The sequence below is a fragment of the Curtobacterium sp. MCBA15_013 genome, assembly GCF_001865095.1.
Lineage (GTDB): Bacteria > Actinomycetota > Actinomycetes > Actinomycetales > Microbacteriaceae > Curtobacterium.
Map to the genome: position 1 here is coordinate 118,020 of NZ_MJGQ01000001.1, position 15,451 is coordinate 133,470.

The window sequence follows — 15,451 nt, forward strand, 5'->3', positions numbered from 1 at the left end:
GGGCGTGTCAGCCGCCCTGGCCCTCCTGCTGCGGGCCCTGGTCGACGGGGTCGTACTCGGTGCCGCGGCCCTGCTCCTCGTCCGGCAGGGGGACGTGCCGCTCGGTGCCCGTCCCGCCCGGGCTCGTCGCGACGTAGTCGGCCTCGCCGGACTGCGTGTCGTGGCTCAGCGGCTCGAGGGTCTCGGGGTCGGGATCGTGCTTGTCGCTCATGACCCCCGTCTACGCCCCGCGAACTGGGTGCGCGCCCGCACGGCGCCGGTGGGACGATGGGCGGACAGTGCGACCGGACCGGGAGTGCGCATGGCCGACGACGACGTGGCAGCAGAACGAGCACGGCTCGAGGCGCTCGCATGGGGTGGTGCCGCGTCCGAGACCGACGCGGCCGCAGCGCGGCTCGCCCTCGAGCGGCTCGGCCGAGGACGGCGCGGTCCAGGAGGCGCGGCCCCCGTCTCCCCGCGGGCCCGGTCGACGGGGCGGTCGCGTCCGACCTCCGCGGCGGGCTCCGACCGGGCCGTCACGTCCGGCACGACGAGCCCGTTCCACACCGGCGGTGCGCGGCCCCTCGCCGGTTCCTCGGGAGCCGTCGCCGACCGGGTCACGACGCCGGCACCGGGTCCGGTCTCGGTGCCGTCGACACCGGGGCCGCGGACACCGGAGGCGGGACCACAGGGCGCGGCCGCCGCCGCGGATGGGCCGAGCACGGTCGACCGAGCGACGACGAACGACGCGGGCGGGGTCACCGACGGACCGGACCACGAGACGGAGCCGGGCGACCGTGGCGGAGGCGGGTCGCGCCTCCTGGACCGCATCGGCGCCTGGCGGACGCGAGCCGCACGGGTGCTCTGGACCACCCGGCCGCGCGTCTGGATCGGGCTGGGCGTCGCGGCGGCCGTCGGCGTGGCGTTCGCGGCGGGGACGGTGGTCGGGACCTCGAGGCCGGACCCGGCGGCGGCGCCGAGCGTGACGCCGAGTGCCGGGACGATCACGCTCGAGGACCTGCTGGACGCGCCGCAGACCTACGCCGACCAGCTGCCGGGACCGGTCGAGGCGCCGGTCACGCTCCGGACGACGCGGCTCATCTTCACGAACCGTGCGCTCGACGGCGGCTCGTTCGAGACCCCCTGGAGCGTGTGGGCCGGCGTCGGGACGGACCGGTCGACGATCTGCCTCGTCGCGACGGCGAACCGGCTGGAGTCGACGTCCGCGTGCTACCCGCGGCAGGACGCGCTGCACGGGTCGGTCTCGCTGTCGGCGCAGTCGATGAGCGGCACGCTGACGCTGAGCCTCCGGGGCGGCGGGGTGCAGGGCACCGTGACGAACGAGAACTGATCGATCGAGCCCGTGCGGACTGCGCCCGCCCGGCCGGTCCTAGGCGGACGGTTCGCCGGATCGACGCGTCCGGATCGCGCCGGTGACCACCCCGACCGATCCGGTGACCGTCTGGATCGCCCGGCTGATCGTCGGGACCGACGTCGTGACGACGGCGAGCGAGGAGGTGATGGCCTCGAGCGACGACGTCGACAGGTGCTCCTGCGCGTGCGTCCGCGCCGGGAAGCCCTTGCGTGCGGCGATCACGACGCCGAGGGACGCGACGAGGACCGCCCCACCGGCGAACGGCATCCACTGGAGGCCGACGGCGCCGAGGGCCTGGCCGCCGAGGGCCGCGCCGCCGGCGATCCCGATGTTCGAGGCGCCGTTCACGAGCGCACCGGCGATGTCGGGCGACACGCCACCGGTGCGGATCGCAGCGGCCATGAAGAGCGTGCCCGTGGTGCCGTTCGCCGCCATCCAGACGCCGGCGACGGTCATCGTCCCCACGAGCGATCCGTGCACGAAGGGCAGCACGGCGAACGCCGCGGCCATGACGGCGACCGAGACGATCAGGGTCTGCCGCGGAGCGCGGTCGACGAAGAGTCCGGCGAGCCAGAGTCCGACGACCCCGGTGGCACCAAGGACGAGGAGCGCGCCGGAGACCAGGTCGGGCGCGAGTCCGGCGTCGATGGCGTACGGGCCGATGTACGTGTAGACGACGTAGTGGCCCGCGAAGAGGAGCAGGTCGGCGACGACGACCGAGAGCAGGCCGGTCCGGGCCCAGGCGCGCGGCGAACCGATGTGCGGCGAGGAGGCACCGCGCACGGCCGGCAGGAAGGCGAGCGCGACGCCTGCGAGCACCGCCGAGGCGACCGCCACGGAACCCACGGCGGGTCGCCAGCCGATGTGCTGCGCGACCCAGGTCGCGATCGGGACGCCGAGCACGAAGCCGAGCGAGCTGCCCGAGTACACGAATGCGATCGCACGGCCCGCGAGGCGCGGTGGCACGATCCGGGTCGCGTACGCCGAGGCGACGGAGAAGAACAGCGCGTGGGCCACACCGCCGACGATCCGTCCCGCGCACACCACGGCGAAGGACGGCGCGAGCGCCACCATGAGGTTGGAGACGGCGTACCCGACGAGGGTCGCGACGAGGACCGCCTTGCGCGGCAGCCGGGCCGTGAACGACGTCAGGGGCAGCGCGAGCAGGGCCACGGCCGCCGCGTACACGGTGACGACGATGCCCATGGTCGACTCGGAGACCCCGAGGTCGTGGCTCATCGTGCCGAGCAACCCGACCGGCATGAGCTCCGTCGTGATCGCGAAGAACGTGGCGAGCCCGAGCACGGCGATGCCGACGATCGAACCGGTCGTCACGGTGATCGGCCGCGTGTGCGTGGGCACGGCCGAGGTTCGGGTGGTGGTGGTTGACACGGGGCTGACCTCCTCGCTGGGGACGTCCGGGCGCACGGCGACGACGTCGGAGGAGACGAGGAACTGCGCGCTCGAGCTGTGGATGTGGTTGTGGGTACGACTCCACGGCGAGTGCGCTCCTCCAGTCTTGCACGGTGTGGCGAGGGGCGCGAGGGGGTGCCGCTGAGAACTTCCTCGGACCGCTCCAACGGCGCAGTGACGGGAATTGTTCCCGGGACGCAGAACGGGGTGGGACCGCTCGGCCCCACCCCGTTGCGCGACAGGTGTCAGTCCTGCAGGTGCGACGTCCGGCGACGGTTGCGCACCGCGCGGAACGTCAGGAGTCCGCCGCCGAGCAGCACGAGCACGCCCGCGGCGATGAGCCCCGGCGTCAGGTCGGCGCCCGTGTAGGCGAGGGCGCCGTTCGTCGGGCCGGAGCCCGTCGCGGCGACCGGCGCGGTCGTCGGGACGGGGCTCGCCGAGGGCGTCGGCGTGGCGGTCGGCGTCGGGCTCGGGGTCGCGGCGGCTGCGACGACGAGGTCGTCGACGGTCACCACGTCGGTGTCGTCGAGACCGGACGTGAACCCGACCGTCGCGTCGCTCCCGGAGACCGACACGGTGTAGTCGGTCGACGGGGCGAGGCCGTCGAGCGTGTACCGGCCGTCGGCGCCGGTGGTGGCCGTCACGGGTCCGCCCGAGTCCGCCTCGTCCGGCGTGGCCGTCACGGTGCGTCCGGCGACCGGTGCGTCGTTCGTGTCCAGGACACGGCCGTTCGCGCTCGTGGTGACCGCCTCGGGCGCTGCCGGGGTCGTGAAGGCGAAGTCACGGGTCTGGTCCGCGCCGCCGCCGACCAGCGTCACCGCGGTGCTCGTCGCCGTGCCCGTCGCGTCCGGCGTCGGGAGTGCCGAGCGGACCGTGTAGGTGCCGCCCACCGTCGTGAACGAGTACGAGCCGTCAGTGCCGGTGACCGTCGTCGCGACGACCGTGCCGGCCGCGTCGAGCAGCTCCACGGCCACCCCGCCCTGCGGTGTCCCGTCGAGGCGGACGACGCCGCCGATGCTCGCGACGGCGGCGGTCTCGATCGGGTCGGCCCGCGTGGGTGCCGCGGGAGCCGCCTCACCCGTCGTGACCGTGACCGGGTCCGCCCCGTCGACGGCGACGGTGACCGGTGTGTTCGGGGTCAGGCCTGACGCCGTGTAGTAGCCCTGGTCGTTCGTGACCGTCTGGATCGGCGCGGTCGCGTTCGGGTCGGTGATGACCACGGGGACGTCCGCCGCAGGGTTGCCCGCGTCGTCGACGACCTGTCCGATCACCGCGGTGGTCCCCGTGGGCGACGTGAACGTGAAGTCGCGGACCTGGTCCGCACCTCCCGGGACGCCGTTCAACGAGACGCCCGTCGCCGTGGCGGCACCCGTCGCCCCGGGCGGAGCGGTGATCGCCACCTCGTAGTCGTTGATGACGGGGAGCTCGGGGAACGCGTACTTCCCCTCGGCGTCCGTCGTCGTGGTGTACACGGTCCCGCGCGGCGCCGTCACGGTGACGGTCGCGCCGGGGATCGGCGTGCCGTCGAGCGTGGCCGTGCCGGTGATCGCGGCGGTGCGGTTGGCGAACCACGTCTGGTAGACGGGGAACCCGCTCCGGCGCTCGTACGTGATGGTCAGGCTCGTCAGCGGGGTCGTCGGCGTGAACCAGGCGGTCGCGCCGGCGGTGTCCACCGAGCCCGTGTTGCCCGTGAGCGTCAGCGTGGCGGGGTCCCAGGTCGGGACGTCCCGCCCGGTCGACCCGTCCGGATCCGCCGGGCACGACCAGCCACCCGGCGAGGTCGCCGAGCACGAGTTGTAGACGCTCTGGAACCCGAGGTCGGCGGCGGTCGCGGCGGCGCCGGACTGGGTGACCGCCGAGATCGTCGCACGGTCGGCGTCGACGTCGCCGAGCACGAAGGACCAGCTGCTCGCACCCGGTGTCGGCTCCGCGAACGTGTACGTGGTGACCGACGGCTGGCCGGCCGCATCGGCGAGCGGTCGCTGGTTGAGGTAGGTGTTGCCGCGACTCGACCCGTACGCCGTGCCCGGACCGGTGTTCGGGCCCTGCCAGGTCGAGTTGCCGCTGATCACGGTCGACTGCCGCGAGTTGGACGTGAAGGTGGTCTCCGGGAAGCCAGGCATGCTGACGGTGCCGGTGTAGGCCTTGCTCTGGCCGGCGAGGGTGAACGTCCCCCAGTGCCCGACCGGTTCAGCGGAGGCGGACGACGCGCCGACGAGCGCGAGTCCCCCTCCGAGTGCGAGGGCGGTCAGTGCCGCCGTGACGGTGCGCAAGCGCCGCATCGTGCTCCCCTGCTCGTGCTGACCTGGTCCCTGAGCCAGACGCCGGATTCTCGACGCTTGCTCAGGCTATCCACGGGCGCGAAGTCCGTCCAGAACGAGACGCGTTCGTGATGGTCGATCACTCCGCGGTCAGCCGGTCCAGCGCCGCGACTTGTCCCGCGACGACCATCGACCGCGCCTCGTCGATCGGGACCCAGCGTGCGTCGTCGACCTCCGGCACCTCGACGAACCGTCCGGAGCCCCGCGGCAGCTCGATCCGCGCCGTGTTCGACCTCACCCGATCGACCGAGAAGCCCGGGGCGTCGACCGCGAACACCCGCACGCGCTTGCCGGACGCCTGCCGCACCTCGCCGAGGTCGGTCACCGGTCCGTCCGGTGCGGCGACCCCGATCTCCTCGGCGAACTCGCGCCGTGCGGTGTCGAGCGGGTCCTCGTCCCCCTCGACGATCCCCTTCGGGATCGACCACGCGCGCGGGCGGTTCCGCCAGAACGGCCCGCCCATGTGCGCGATCCAGACCTGCACGCCGACGTCGTCGGCCCGGTACAGCAGGAGTCCAGCGCTCAACACCACAGCGCGAGGCTACACAGCGGGCAACGGCGACACAGCGGGCAACGGGAGTAGTTTGCAGCGCAAGGAGCGCCATGGCGACGCCCCCGGAGGACCCCGGACGAGGAGGTCGATCGGGATGGACGAACGGTGGACGACGGTCACACTGGCCGCCGACGCGGCGAAGCCGCACGAGGAAGCCCTGCACTGGGTCACGTCCCGGGTCGGCACGGGCATCGAACGCATCCGGGTCATCGGCGTGGACCCGGCGATCGAAGGGCGCACCGGACCGGACGGCAAGCGCGTGGCCGACGCCCTGGCGGACGCTGCCCGCACGGCGATGCCCGACGTCCGGGTCGAGGTGCGTCGGCACGCCGGGCCCTTCGCCGCGGCACTCGTCGAGGAGTCGGACGGTGGCGACCTGCTCGTCGTCGGGACCTTCCGCGGCCGGCGCGGTTCGACGGCGGGTGGGGACCCGGCCCGGGTCGCCGAACGTGCAGCGGTGCCGACGGTCGTCGTGCCGGAGGGACCGCACCCGATCGACGGCGACGTCGTCCTCGCGGTCGAGGAGCCGATCGACGAACGCGCCCTCGCGATCGCCGTCGACGAGGCGCGCCGACTCCACCGTCGCGTGACGCTCCTGCGTGCCTGGGAGATGCCGGTGCTGACCCGCACGGGCCTCACGGACTTCGCCGAGGACCCGATGCGGTGGCGCACCCGGAACGCCGAGCTGCTGCAGCGGGTCACGACGGACCTGACCGCTCGGTACCCCGGCGTCCGGTTCCACCCGCTGCTCGTCGAGGGGCACCCGGGGCACGCGATCGCCGCGCACACCCGCCGTGCCTCGCTCGTCGTGCTCGGCCTCGGGCACGTGACGGCGCTCTCGGGGTCGGTGCTGCACGACGTCCTGCGGGAGACGGCGTCGCCGGTGTGCGTGGTCCCCCGGGCGGCGCACGGCGCACACGACGTCGGCAGCGCGGAGGTCCCCGCCGCGACCGGTCAGCCGGCGAGGTCGCGCGCGGCGGCCGCCACGCGCTTCGTGAGGTAGGCGACGCCCCGCGTGTTCGGGTGCAGGGCTCCCGGCTCGAGGTCGATCCGCCGCAGGTCGCCGGTGCCGTCGAGCGAGACGCCCGACACGTAGGGCTTCTTCGTCGCGCACGCCGAGTGCGCCTGGGTGGACGAGAACACGTCGACGAACCGGACCCCGGCTGCTCGTGCCGCCGACGCCGAGACGTCGTTCAGCGCCTCCTGCACGCCGTGCAGGTACCGCACGTCGGTGTTCGTGAACGGGTACGAGTTCGTCGGGAACGATCCCGCGAGCGTCCCGAGGTCGAGGGCGGACCGGAAGCAGCCGCCCTTCGGCGTGTGGTCGGCGTCCGGGAAGATCGCCGGGTACCCGAGGAAGAGGATCGTCGCGTTCGGCGCGGCTTCCTTGACCGTGGCGAGGGTGTCGGCGATGCCGAGGGCGACGCGGGACTCGATCTTCGTGCCGAGCAGGTCCTCGCCGTCGGTCACGAGCGTGCTCCGGCAGGACGGTGCGTCGCGTCCGGAGAACACCGGGCCCTTCGCCGAGAGCGCGAGGCAGGACGCCGCCGTGCCGAAGAGGTCGGCGTCGTTCCCGCCGATCGTCAGCGTCACCAGGCGGGTGCGTTCGGACAGCGACCGGATCTGCGGGGGCACGCCCTTGAACTGGAAGCCGCTCGTGACGTCGTCGCTCGTGGCGCCGCCGCACGTGACGTCGGTGAGGGCGAGCCCGAAGCGCGCGGCGATGCGGTGCGGGTAGTCCTGGGCGGACTGCCCGCACGCACTCGTCGGCAGGTGCGTCGGGTCGGACAGCCCGTACCCGGCGGAGTACGAGTCGCCGAGCGCGACGTACTCGCTGCCCGGCGGGATGTCCGCGAGCGTCTCCGCCGGCACACCGGTCACCGGGTAGGGCTGCGGGACCGGCCACATCGGTGCAGCCGACGCCGCACCACCACCCGCGACCGATCCGGCGAGCACGACGAAGGCCGCCACCACGGCGAGCAGCGTCGAGCGGACGGAGCGGAGCAGGTTCGGCCTCCAGGGACGGGTCGGACGGACCAGGCTAACCGGTCGACCCGGCTGCCGCGGTCAGCGACGGACCGGGCGCCGCGGTCAGCGACGACCCAGGCGCCGCTCTCCCCCGCTGCCGGTGCGGTACTCGAGCCCGTAGTGCTGGTAGACCTCCGGTTCGAGCGACGCGTCGAGCTCGCCGTCGGTCGCGATCGTCGGCGCGGCCTTGATGGTCTTCTTCGGGTACGCGACACGCAGGTGCTTCGGCGCGACGAGGGCTCCGGTCAGGGGCACGAACAGGAGCTTCTGGAAGCCGACCATCCCCGTGGTCACCGCGCCGAAGGCGGGCTCGGACGTCGCGGTGTCGTAGTAGATGCTCTCGAGCGTCCCGACCTTGTCGTCCGCCTCGTCGACGACCGGCAGGCCGATCCAGTCCCGGATGTTCGCGGCTTCGAACACGTGCGCCTCCTCGCGAGCACCCGGCGCGTCCGGGTCGCTCGCCGTCGACGCTACCGGGCCGCGGACGGGTCGGTCACGCCGAGCGAGTCCACCGCGGCGAGCACGTCGTCGGGCCCGATGGCGAGCAGCGCGGGGTCCGGGTCCTCGGCGAAGACGTCGCCGCGCCGCACCGAGGCGTCGGTGAGGACGACGTGCGGACCGGAGGCCGGCGGCCCCCAGGCCTCCGGCGGCGCCGGACCGAAGACGACCACCGACGGGACGCCGTAGGCGGACGCGAGGTGCGCGGCACCGGTGTCGACCGTCACGACGAGCCGTGCGGCCGCGATCACGCCCGCGAAGTCCAGCAGTGCGAGCACGCCGGCCAGGACCGCCCCCGGCGCCAGCCCGGCCGCCTGCGCGACGGCGGCGGCGCGCTCGACGTCGTCCGCGCCTCCCGTCAGCACCACGTCGAGGCCGCGCTCGCGCAGTCCGCGCACCACGGCGGCGAAGCGGTCCGTCGGCCAGTGCCGCGCACCGTGGAACGCGCCGACGTGCACGACCGCGGCACCCTCGGCGACCGGCGGCGCGTCGGGACGGGCGATCGCGACGTCGTCGGGGTCGGCCTCGATCCCGTGCCACCGGAGCAGCTCGGCCCAGCGGTCGCGCTCGTGCACCGCGTCGGGCCACTCCGGTCCGTCGAAGCCGTTCGTGGGGTCGGCGTGGCCGATCACCCGACGGGCACCGAGCGCGGCGACGAGGTCGGACGACTCCGGCCCGGCGCCGTGCAGGTTCACGGCCACGTCGACCGCGCCCGCGGGTGCGCCGATCGGGTGGTCCAGACCGTGCTGGGCGAGGTGCACGTCCACGTCGGGCACGAGCTCCACGACGGGCGCCAGCCAGGCCGTCGTCGCGAGCGAGATCCGGTGGTCCGGGAAGGCGCGGCGCAGCGCGTGCAGTGCGGGCACGGCGACGAGCAGGTCGCCGAGCTTGATGGCGCGGAGCACGAGCAGCTCGGGGCGCCCGTCGGACGGGGGCAGGGTGTCGACGGCGGTCACCGCGCCGACGCTAGACGGACGCCGCCGCCCGCCCGTCCGGGAACGCGTTCCGCGGCTGTTCCTGAACCCGTCACCGGCCCGCGGTCGGTACGTCAGGAGCATGGCCCTCGCTCCGGACCGCACCGTGCGCGGTCTCCTCTTCGACCGGGACGACACGCTCGTCATCGACGTCCCGTACAACGCCGACCCGCACCGGGTGGTGCCCGTCCCCGGCGCGCGTCGAGCAGTGGCACGTGCCCGCGCAGCCGGTCTGGCGCTCGGGGTCGTCACGAACCAGTCGGTGATCGCGAAGGGGATGGCGACGCGCGAGCAGGTCGACGCCACGAACGCCCGGGTGGACGAACTCGTCGGACCCTTCGACGTGTGGTGCGTCTGCCCGCACGACGCCGACGACGACTGCGCGTGCCGGAAGCCGCGGCCCGGGATGGTCCTCGACGCGGCCGGACGTCTCGGCCTCGACCCGTCCGAGCTCGTGGTCGTCGGCGACATCGGCGCGGACGTCGGCGCCGCTCTGGCCGCGGGCGCCCAGGCCGTCCTGGTCCCGACGCCGCGCACCCGGCAGGAGGAGGTCGACGCCGCGCCGACGGTCGCGGCGACGATCGAGGACGCCGTGGCGCTCGTCCTCGACCACGTGCGGGCGGTGCGGTCGTGAGGACCGGACCCCGGGTCCTCGTCGTCCGGCTCGACTCGTTCGGCGACGTCCTCGTCGCCGGGCCCGCCGTCCGGGCCGTGGCCGCCGGCGCGTCCCACGTGACGATGCTGTGCGGGCCGCAGGGTGCGCCCGCCGCGGACCTGCTGCCCGGCGTGGACCGGGTCCGGGTCTGGGCGGCGCCGTGGGTCACCGAGACCGCCCGCCCGATCGACGACGCACTGCTCGCCGACTTCCGCGCCCTGGTCGCCGAGGAGGCGCCGGACGAGGCCGTGGTCCTCACCTCGTTCCACCAGTCGCCGCTGCCGGTCGCGCTGCTGCTCCGCCTCGCGGGCGTCCGTCGCGTCTCCGGCGCGAGCGTCGACCACCCCGGTTCACTGCTCGACGTGCGGCTCCGACCCGGCGAGGACCTCCCCGAGGACGTCCCGGAACCCGAGCGCGCCCTCCGCATCGTCGAGGCCGCCGGGTTCCGACTGCCGTCGGGTGCGTCCAGGAGGCTCGGCGTGCGTCTCGACGTCGCCCCGCCTGCCGAGGTGGCCGGGCTGGACCGGTACGTGGTCGTGCACCCAGGCGCGAGCGTCCCGGCCCGCGCCTGGCCGGAGGACCGTCACCGGGCCCTCGTCGCCGCGTACGCGGCGGAGGGCACCGCCGTCGTCGTCACGGGCTCGCCGGGCGAGCGCGCCCTGACGGCGCGGGTCGCCGGCGACACCGCGATCGACCTCGGCGGACGCACCACGCCGGCCGAGCTCGCGGCGGTCCTGGCCGGTGCCGAGGTCGTCGTCGTGGGCAACACGGGGCCGGCGCACCTCGCCGCAGCGGTGGGCGTGCCGATCGTCAGCCTGTTCTCGCCGGTGGTCCCGGCGGTCAAGTGGGCGCCGGACGCACCGTTCGTCGAACTGCTCGGCGACCAGGGGGCTCCGTGTCGCCTCAGCCGAGCCCGAGCGTGCCCGGTGCCGGGGCACCCGTGCCTGTCCTCCGTGCGCATCGAGGACGTCCTCCAAGCGCACCGGAGGCTACTCGACCGCGCTTCCCGGATGGTCCGGAGAAGTCTGCGGAGCACGCCAGAAGGTGCTGCGTAGCTTCCGCACTGCTCCTCCTCCTCTTCTCCTCGTCCCGACCGGAAGGCCCCGCATGCGGATCCTCGTGTGGCACGTGCACGGCGGCTGGATGGACGCCTTCGTCCGCGGCCAGCACGAGTACCTCGTCCCGACCACGCCCGCCCGGGACGCCTGGGGGCTCGGCCGTGCCGACCGCGCCTGGCCGGCCTCCGTCGTCGAGATCGACCCGGCCGACGTCGCCGACGCCGAGGTCGACGTCGTGGTGCTGCAGCGGCCCGAGGAACTCGACGAGGCGCGCCGGCTGCTCGGCGGGCGCGAGGTCCCGATGGTGTTCGTCGAGCACAACGCGCCCCGTGTGGACGTGCCGAACAGCCGCCACCCGCTGCGGGACCGCGACGACGTCACCATCGCCCACGTCACGCACTGGAACGCGCTCATGTGGGACTGCGGGACGACGCGGACCACGGTCGTCGAGCACGGCGTCGTCGACCCCGGGCCCCGGTACACCGGCACGCTCGACCGACTCGGCGTCGTCATCAACGAACCCGTGCGCCGCGGCCGCGTCGTCGGGACCGACCTGCTCCCCCGCTTCGCCGCGGTCGCACCGGTCGACGTCTGGGGCATGGGCACCGAGCGCCTGCCCGAACTCGGCTTCGGCGACCGTGTGGTCGCCCGCGGCGACGTGCCCGCCGACCCGATGCACGCCGCCCTCGCCGAGCGCCGGGCGTACGTGCACCCGAACCGGTGGACGTCCCTCGGCCTGTCGCTCATCGAGGCGATGCACCTGGCGATGCCGGTCCTGGTCCTGGCGACGACGGACGCGGCCCGCACGGTCCCGGCCGAGGCGGGCGCGATCGCGACGGACGTCGAGCAGCTGGTCCGCGCCTCCAGGACCCTGCTCGAGGACCCGGACGAAGCGCGCCGACGGGGCGCCGTCGCCCGCGAGGCTGTGCTCGCGCGGCATGCACTCGGCCGCTTCACCGCGGACTGGGACGACCTGCTCGACGACGCCGTGACGCGCGCCGTGACGCGGAACCGCACGGCCTCCGCCGCGCTGGAAGGGAGTGCGCGATGAGGATCGCGATGGTGTCCGAGCACGCGAGTCCGCTCGCGGTCCTCGGCGGGGTCGACGCCGGCGGGCAGAACGTGCACGTCGCCGAACTGTCGGGCGCGCTCGCGGACCGCGGGCACCGGGTGACGGTGTACACGCGACGCGACGACGCCGACCAGCCCGTGCGCGTCCTGCTCCGCCCGGGCGTCGAGGTCGTGCACGTCGATGCCGGGCCCGCGCGGGCGGTCCCGAAGGACGACCTCTTCCCGTACATGGGGACCTTCGCGTCGGTGCTCGCCGCGGAGTGGTTCGTCGACCGGCCCGACGTCGTGCACGCGCACTTCTGGATGTCCGGGCACGCGGCCCTCGAAGCCGTCGCCCAGGTCCAGGCGCGCACCGGCGGCGTCCGCATCCCGGTCGTCCAGACCTTCCACGCGCTCGGGGTCGTGAAGCGCCGACACCAGGGCGCTGCCGACACGAGCCCGGCCGAGCGCGAGTGGCTCGAGCCCGCGGTGGGCCGCAGCGCCGACCAGGTCGTGGCGACGTGCTCGGACGAGGCGTTCGAGCTGAAGGCGCTCGGTGTCCCGCTGCACCGCATCTCCGTGGTGCCCTGCGGCGTCGACGTGTCGCTGTTCCGACCCGAGGGCGCCGGTCTCCCCGTGGAGGAGCGCGGCCGTGCCGCCCGGATCCTCACGGCGTCGCGGCTCGTCCGGCGCAAGGGCGTCGGGACCACCATCGCCGCACTCGCCGCGCTCGTGCACGAGGGCCGCGACGTCGAACTCGTCGTCGTCGGCGGTGCCGGGGTCGCCGGCGCCGACCTCCCGGACGACCCGGAGTACCAGCGCCTCGACGCGCTCGCGCGGTCCCTCGGTGTCCGCGACCACGTCACCTTCCGGGGCCAGCTCGGACAGCACGACATGCCGGCGGTCTACCGCAGCGCGGACGTCGTCGTCTGCGCGCCCTGGTACGAGCCGTTCGGGATCGTCCCGCTCGAGGCGATGGCGTGCGGACGCCCGGTCGTCGCGTCGAGCGTCGGGGGACTGATCGACACCGTCGTCGAGGACGCCACCGGGCTGCACGTGCCCCCGCGCGACGAGCACGCCGTCGCCGCGGCCGTCGGCGGTCTGCTCGACGACCCCGACCGACGGGCGCAGTACGGACGGGCCGGCCGCGAGCGTGCCGAGTCGCGCTACACGTGGCAGAAGGTCGCGGCGGACAGCGAGCGGGTCTACGGGCGGCTGCTCGCCGGCAGCCGGTCGGTCGCCGCCCCGGTCCCCGACGCCCTCGCCCCCGACGCCCTCGCCCCGATCGACACCGAGCCCCGCGGTCCACGGGCCGGACGGGCCGCCCGCTCCACCCAGTCCACCGAGAGGACGGCACGATGACCATCGACCAACGCACGGGGACCGTCGACGAGCGCACGAGCGCCAGTGCGCGGATCGTGCTCGACCACGTGGCGGCCTCGGTCCCCGTGGTCGCGTCGCTCGTCGACCACGGCGACCACATCGGTGCATGGGCGGACGACATCGCCGCGCGGCTCGTCGCCGGCCGTCGGTTGCTCGCCGCGGGGAACGGCGGGTCGGCGGCCGAGGCGCAGCACCTCACGTCCGAGCTGACCGGTCGCTTCGACGGGGACCGCCCGGCGTACTCGGCGATCTCCCTGCACGCCGAGTCCTCCGCCGTGACGGCCATCGGGAACGACTACGGCTTCGACGAGGTCTTCGCCCGACAGGTCTCGGCGCACGCACGGGCCGGCGACGTCCTCGTCCTGCTGAGCACGAGCGGCCGGAGCCCGAACCTGCTCCGCGCCGCCGAGGCCGCCCGCGCCGTCGGGGCCCGGACGATCGCGATGACCGGGCCGCGGCCGAACCCGCTCGCCGAGGCGGTCGACGACGCGATCTGCATCGACGGGCCCTCCGCGAACGTGCAGGAGGCGCAGCTCGTCCTCGTGCACGCGCTGTGCCGGGCGATGGAACCGGCGCTCCGCCGCGGGGCACGGCGATGACCGGGCCGCACGGCAACCCCACCGGGCCGCACGGGAACCCCACCGAGCCGCACGGGTCCGCGACCGCGCCGCGGCTCCGCATCGCCGTCGTCGGGGACACCCTGCTCGACGTCGACGTCTCCGGCACGAGCGAGCGCCTCAGCCCGGACGCGCCCGTGCCCGTCGTCGACGTCCGCACCGACGACCGCCGTGCAGGCGGCGCCGGCCTCGTGGCGACGATGCTCGCGCGCGACGGCCACGACGTGACCCTCGTCACCGTGCTCTCCGACGACTCCAGGGGACCGGAGATCCGCAGCCTGCTCCCGGACGTCACCGTCGTCGCGGGCCCGTCCGGAGCGCCCACGCCCGTGAAGACCCGCGTGCGCGTCGTCGACCACGCGCTCGTGCGGATCGACGAGGGGTGCGGCACCCCGCCCGTCCCGGACGTCACCGACGCGATGACCACCGCCCTCGACGGGGTCGACGCCGTCGTGGTCGCCGACTACGGCCGCGGGGTCGCCGCCGCCCCGACCATGCGGGAGGCCCTCGCCCGCGCGGCCCGGAGCACCCCCGTCGTCTGGGACCCGCACCCGAAGGGCGCCGCCCCGGTCGCCGGGGTCGCGGTCGTGACCCCGAACTCCACCGAGGCGCGCCGGTTCACCGCCGACGCGGTCGTGGCGCCCCACGCCGGCGCGGGCAGCGCCGGCAGCGCGGACGTCACCTTCGCCACCGCGGCAGCGGCCCACCTGGTCGCCACGTGGCGCGTCGACGCCGTCGCCGTGACGCTCGGCGACCGCGGCGCGCTCGTCGCGAGCAGCAGGGACGGCAACCGCTTCGTCCCGGCACCCTCCGTCACCGCAGGCGACCCCTGCGGTGCGGGCGACCGTCTCGCCGCCGGTGTGGCCGTCGCCCTCGCCTCGGGAGCCGACGTCGCCGAGGCCGTCACCGCCGGGGTCACCGCCGCGTCCGAGTACCTCGCCGCGGGCGGCGTCACGGCGCTCTTCGCCCAGGAGGGTCCGGCCCCCGTGCGCGTCCCCGGCGCCGACCGCGACGCGATGCGCCTCGTGCACGACGTGCGGAACGCGGGCGGGACCGTGGTCGCCACGGGTGGCTGCTTCGACCTCCTGCACGCCGGGCACGCCCGCACGCTCTCGGCAGCCCGGGCACTCGGGGACTGCCTGGTCGTCTGCCTGAACTCCGACGACTCGGTCCGGGCGCTCAAGGGCCCCGACCGGCCGATCATGGGCCAGGACGACCGCGTCGAGCTGCTCCTCGCGCTGGACTGTGTCGACGCCGTCGTGGTCTTCGACGAGCACACGCCCGACGAGGCCCTGCGCCGCTTCCGTCCGGACGTCTGGGCGAAGGGCGGCGACTACACCGCGGCCGAGCTCCCGGAGTCGCACACCCTCGCCGAGTGGGGCGGCCGCGTCGTGACAGTCCCGTTCCACCCCGGCCGGTCGACCACGCGACTCGCGGCGGCCCTCGAACACGTCGGCTGAGCCGGCACGCCCCACCACCCCCACCACGGAAGGAAGTCCATGCCCGTCCCCACCACCCCCATCGGCCGCGTCCTCGTCACCGGCGGC

15 protein-coding genes are annotated in these 15,451 nt (G+C 74.8%); 8 read left to right on the forward strand and 7 right to left on the reverse strand.

The window, feature by feature from the left end; translation table 11 throughout:
- Nucleotides 1-7: 7 nt before the first annotated feature.
- Nucleotides 8-211, reverse strand: a complete 204-nt coding sequence (locus BIV01_RS00555) for a hypothetical protein (RefSeq protein ID WP_071294668.1) — start codon at nt 209-211, stop codon at nt 8-10.
- Nucleotides 212-301: 90 nt separating this feature from the next.
- Here BIV01_RS00555 and BIV01_RS00560 point away from each other — a divergent pair, with 90 nt between their 5' ends.
- Nucleotides 302-1,330 carry a hypothetical protein gene (locus BIV01_RS00560; protein ID WP_071301593.1) on the forward strand — a complete coding sequence of 343 codons (1,029 nt, stop codon included), beginning with the start codon at nt 302-304 and terminating at the stop codon, nt 1,328-1,330.
- 39 nt (nt 1,331-1,369) lie between these two features.
- On the opposite strand, the gene BIV01_RS00565 is transcribed toward BIV01_RS00560, so the two are convergent.
- The 3 genes from BIV01_RS00565 to BIV01_RS00580 all read right to left on the reverse strand — a co-directional run bounded on the left by BIV01_RS00565 (nt 1,370) and on the right by BIV01_RS00580 (nt 5,620).
- Nucleotides 1,370-2,746: an MFS transporter gene (locus BIV01_RS00565; RefSeq protein ID WP_139199153.1), complete on the reverse strand. Its 1,377-nt coding sequence runs from the start codon at nt 2,744-2,746 to the stop codon at nt 1,370-1,372.
- A 266-nt stretch (nt 2,747-3,012) separates the two neighbouring features.
- Complete coding sequence (locus BIV01_RS00575) at nt 3,013-5,040, reverse strand: carboxypeptidase-like regulatory domain-containing protein (RefSeq protein WP_071301595.1); 2,028 nt, start codon at nt 5,038-5,040, stop codon at nt 3,013-3,015.
- A 127-nt stretch (nt 5,041-5,167) separates the two neighbouring features.
- Nucleotides 5,168-5,620, reverse strand: a complete 453-nt coding sequence (locus tag BIV01_RS00580; RefSeq protein ID WP_071301596.1) for an NUDIX domain-containing protein — start codon at nt 5,618-5,620, stop codon at nt 5,168-5,170.
- Between the two features lie 115 nt (nt 5,621-5,735).
- On the opposite strand from BIV01_RS00580, the gene BIV01_RS00585 reads away from it, so the two are divergent.
- Nucleotides 5,736-6,644, forward strand: coding sequence for a universal stress protein (locus tag BIV01_RS00585; protein WP_071294663.1), 909 nt, complete (start codon nt 5,736-5,738; stop codon nt 6,642-6,644).
- Here BIV01_RS00585 and BIV01_RS00590 read toward each other — a convergent pair.
- The 3 genes from BIV01_RS00590 to BIV01_RS00600 all read right to left on the reverse strand — a co-directional run bounded on the left by BIV01_RS00590 (nt 6,596) and on the right by BIV01_RS00600 (nt 9,123).
- Nucleotides 6,596-7,615, reverse strand: a complete 1,020-nt coding sequence (locus tag BIV01_RS00590; protein WP_071294662.1) for an SGNH/GDSL hydrolase family protein — start codon at nt 7,613-7,615, stop codon at nt 6,596-6,598. The genes BIV01_RS00585 and BIV01_RS00590 overlap by 49 nt on opposite strands.
- A gap of 117 nt (nt 7,616-7,732) precedes the next feature.
- The gene (locus BIV01_RS00595) at nt 7,733-8,089 is read right to left on the reverse strand and encodes a PRC-barrel domain-containing protein (RefSeq protein WP_070418952.1); all 357 of its coding nucleotides are present in this window, start codon (nt 8,087-8,089) and stop codon (nt 7,733-7,735) included.
- A 50-nt stretch (nt 8,090-8,139) separates the two neighbouring features.
- Complete coding sequence (locus tag BIV01_RS00600; protein WP_071294661.1) at nt 8,140-9,123, reverse strand: glycosyltransferase family 9 protein; 984 nt, start codon at nt 9,121-9,123, stop codon at nt 8,140-8,142.
- A 100-nt stretch (nt 9,124-9,223) separates the two neighbouring features.
- Between BIV01_RS00600 and BIV01_RS00605 the strand changes: the two genes are divergently transcribed.
- Genes BIV01_RS00605 through BIV01_RS00630 form a run of 6 tightly spaced genes read left to right on the forward strand, consistent with a single transcriptional unit; the run spans nt 9,224 to nt 15,364 of the window.
- Nucleotides 9,224-9,775: an HAD-IIIA family hydrolase gene (locus tag BIV01_RS00605; protein WP_071294660.1), complete on the forward strand. Its 552-nt coding sequence runs from the start codon at nt 9,224-9,226 to the stop codon at nt 9,773-9,775.
- Nucleotides 9,772-10,851 (forward strand): glycosyltransferase family 9 protein, encoded by a 1,080-nt coding sequence (locus tag BIV01_RS00610; protein ID WP_071294659.1) that lies wholly within the window; start codon nt 9,772-9,774, stop codon nt 10,849-10,851. The genes BIV01_RS00605 and BIV01_RS00610 overlap by 4 nt, the downstream gene beginning before the upstream one ends.
- Before the next feature lie 52 nt (nt 10,852-10,903).
- Nucleotides 10,904-11,905, forward strand: coding sequence for a glycosyltransferase (locus BIV01_RS00615; protein WP_071294658.1), 1,002 nt, complete (start codon nt 10,904-10,906; stop codon nt 11,903-11,905).
- Entirely contained in the window at nt 11,902-13,266 is a 1,365-nt protein-coding gene (locus BIV01_RS00620; protein WP_083403176.1) for a glycosyltransferase, read from the forward strand. Before BIV01_RS00615 ends, BIV01_RS00620 begins: the two co-directional genes overlap by 4 nt.
- Nucleotides 13,263-13,886 (forward strand): D-sedoheptulose-7-phosphate isomerase, encoded by a 624-nt coding sequence (locus BIV01_RS00625; RefSeq protein ID WP_071294657.1) that lies wholly within the window; start codon nt 13,263-13,265, stop codon nt 13,884-13,886. The genes BIV01_RS00620 and BIV01_RS00625 overlap by 4 nt, the downstream gene beginning before the upstream one ends.
- Nucleotides 13,883-15,364 carry a PfkB family carbohydrate kinase gene (locus BIV01_RS00630; RefSeq protein ID WP_083403175.1) on the forward strand — a complete coding sequence of 494 codons (1,482 nt, stop codon included), beginning with the start codon at nt 13,883-13,885 and terminating at the stop codon, nt 15,362-15,364. The genes BIV01_RS00625 and BIV01_RS00630 overlap by 4 nt, the downstream gene beginning before the upstream one ends.
- Nucleotides 15,365-15,451: the final 87 nt, after the last annotated feature.

Bases quoted from the DNA above. Each gene is read 5' to 3' on its own strand.
- BIV01_RS00555 (WP_071294668.1), bottom strand. From the start codon at position 211: ATGAGCGACAAGCACGATCCCGACCCCGAGACCCTCGAGCCGCTGAGC.
- BIV01_RS00560 (WP_071301593.1), top strand. From the start codon at position 302: ATGGCCGACGACGACGTGGCAGCAGAACGAGCACGGCTCGAGGCGCTC.
- BIV01_RS00585 (WP_071294663.1), top strand. From the start codon at position 5,736: ATGGACGAACGGTGGACGACGGTCACACTGGCCGCCGACGCGGCGAAG.
- BIV01_RS00605 (WP_071294660.1), top strand. From the start codon at position 9,224: ATGGCCCTCGCTCCGGACCGCACCGTGCGCGGTCTCCTCTTCGACCGG.
- BIV01_RS00615 (WP_071294658.1), top strand. From the start codon at position 10,904: ATGCGGATCCTCGTGTGGCACGTGCACGGCGGCTGGATGGACGCCTTC.
- BIV01_RS00620 (WP_083403176.1), top strand. From the start codon at position 11,902: ATGAGGATCGCGATGGTGTCCGAGCACGCGAGTCCGCTCGCGGTCCTC.
- BIV01_RS00625 (WP_071294657.1), top strand. From the start codon at position 13,263: ATGACCATCGACCAACGCACGGGGACCGTCGACGAGCGCACGAGCGCC.
- BIV01_RS00630 (WP_083403175.1), top strand. From the start codon at position 13,883: ATGACCGGGCCGCACGGCAACCCCACCGGGCCGCACGGGAACCCCACC.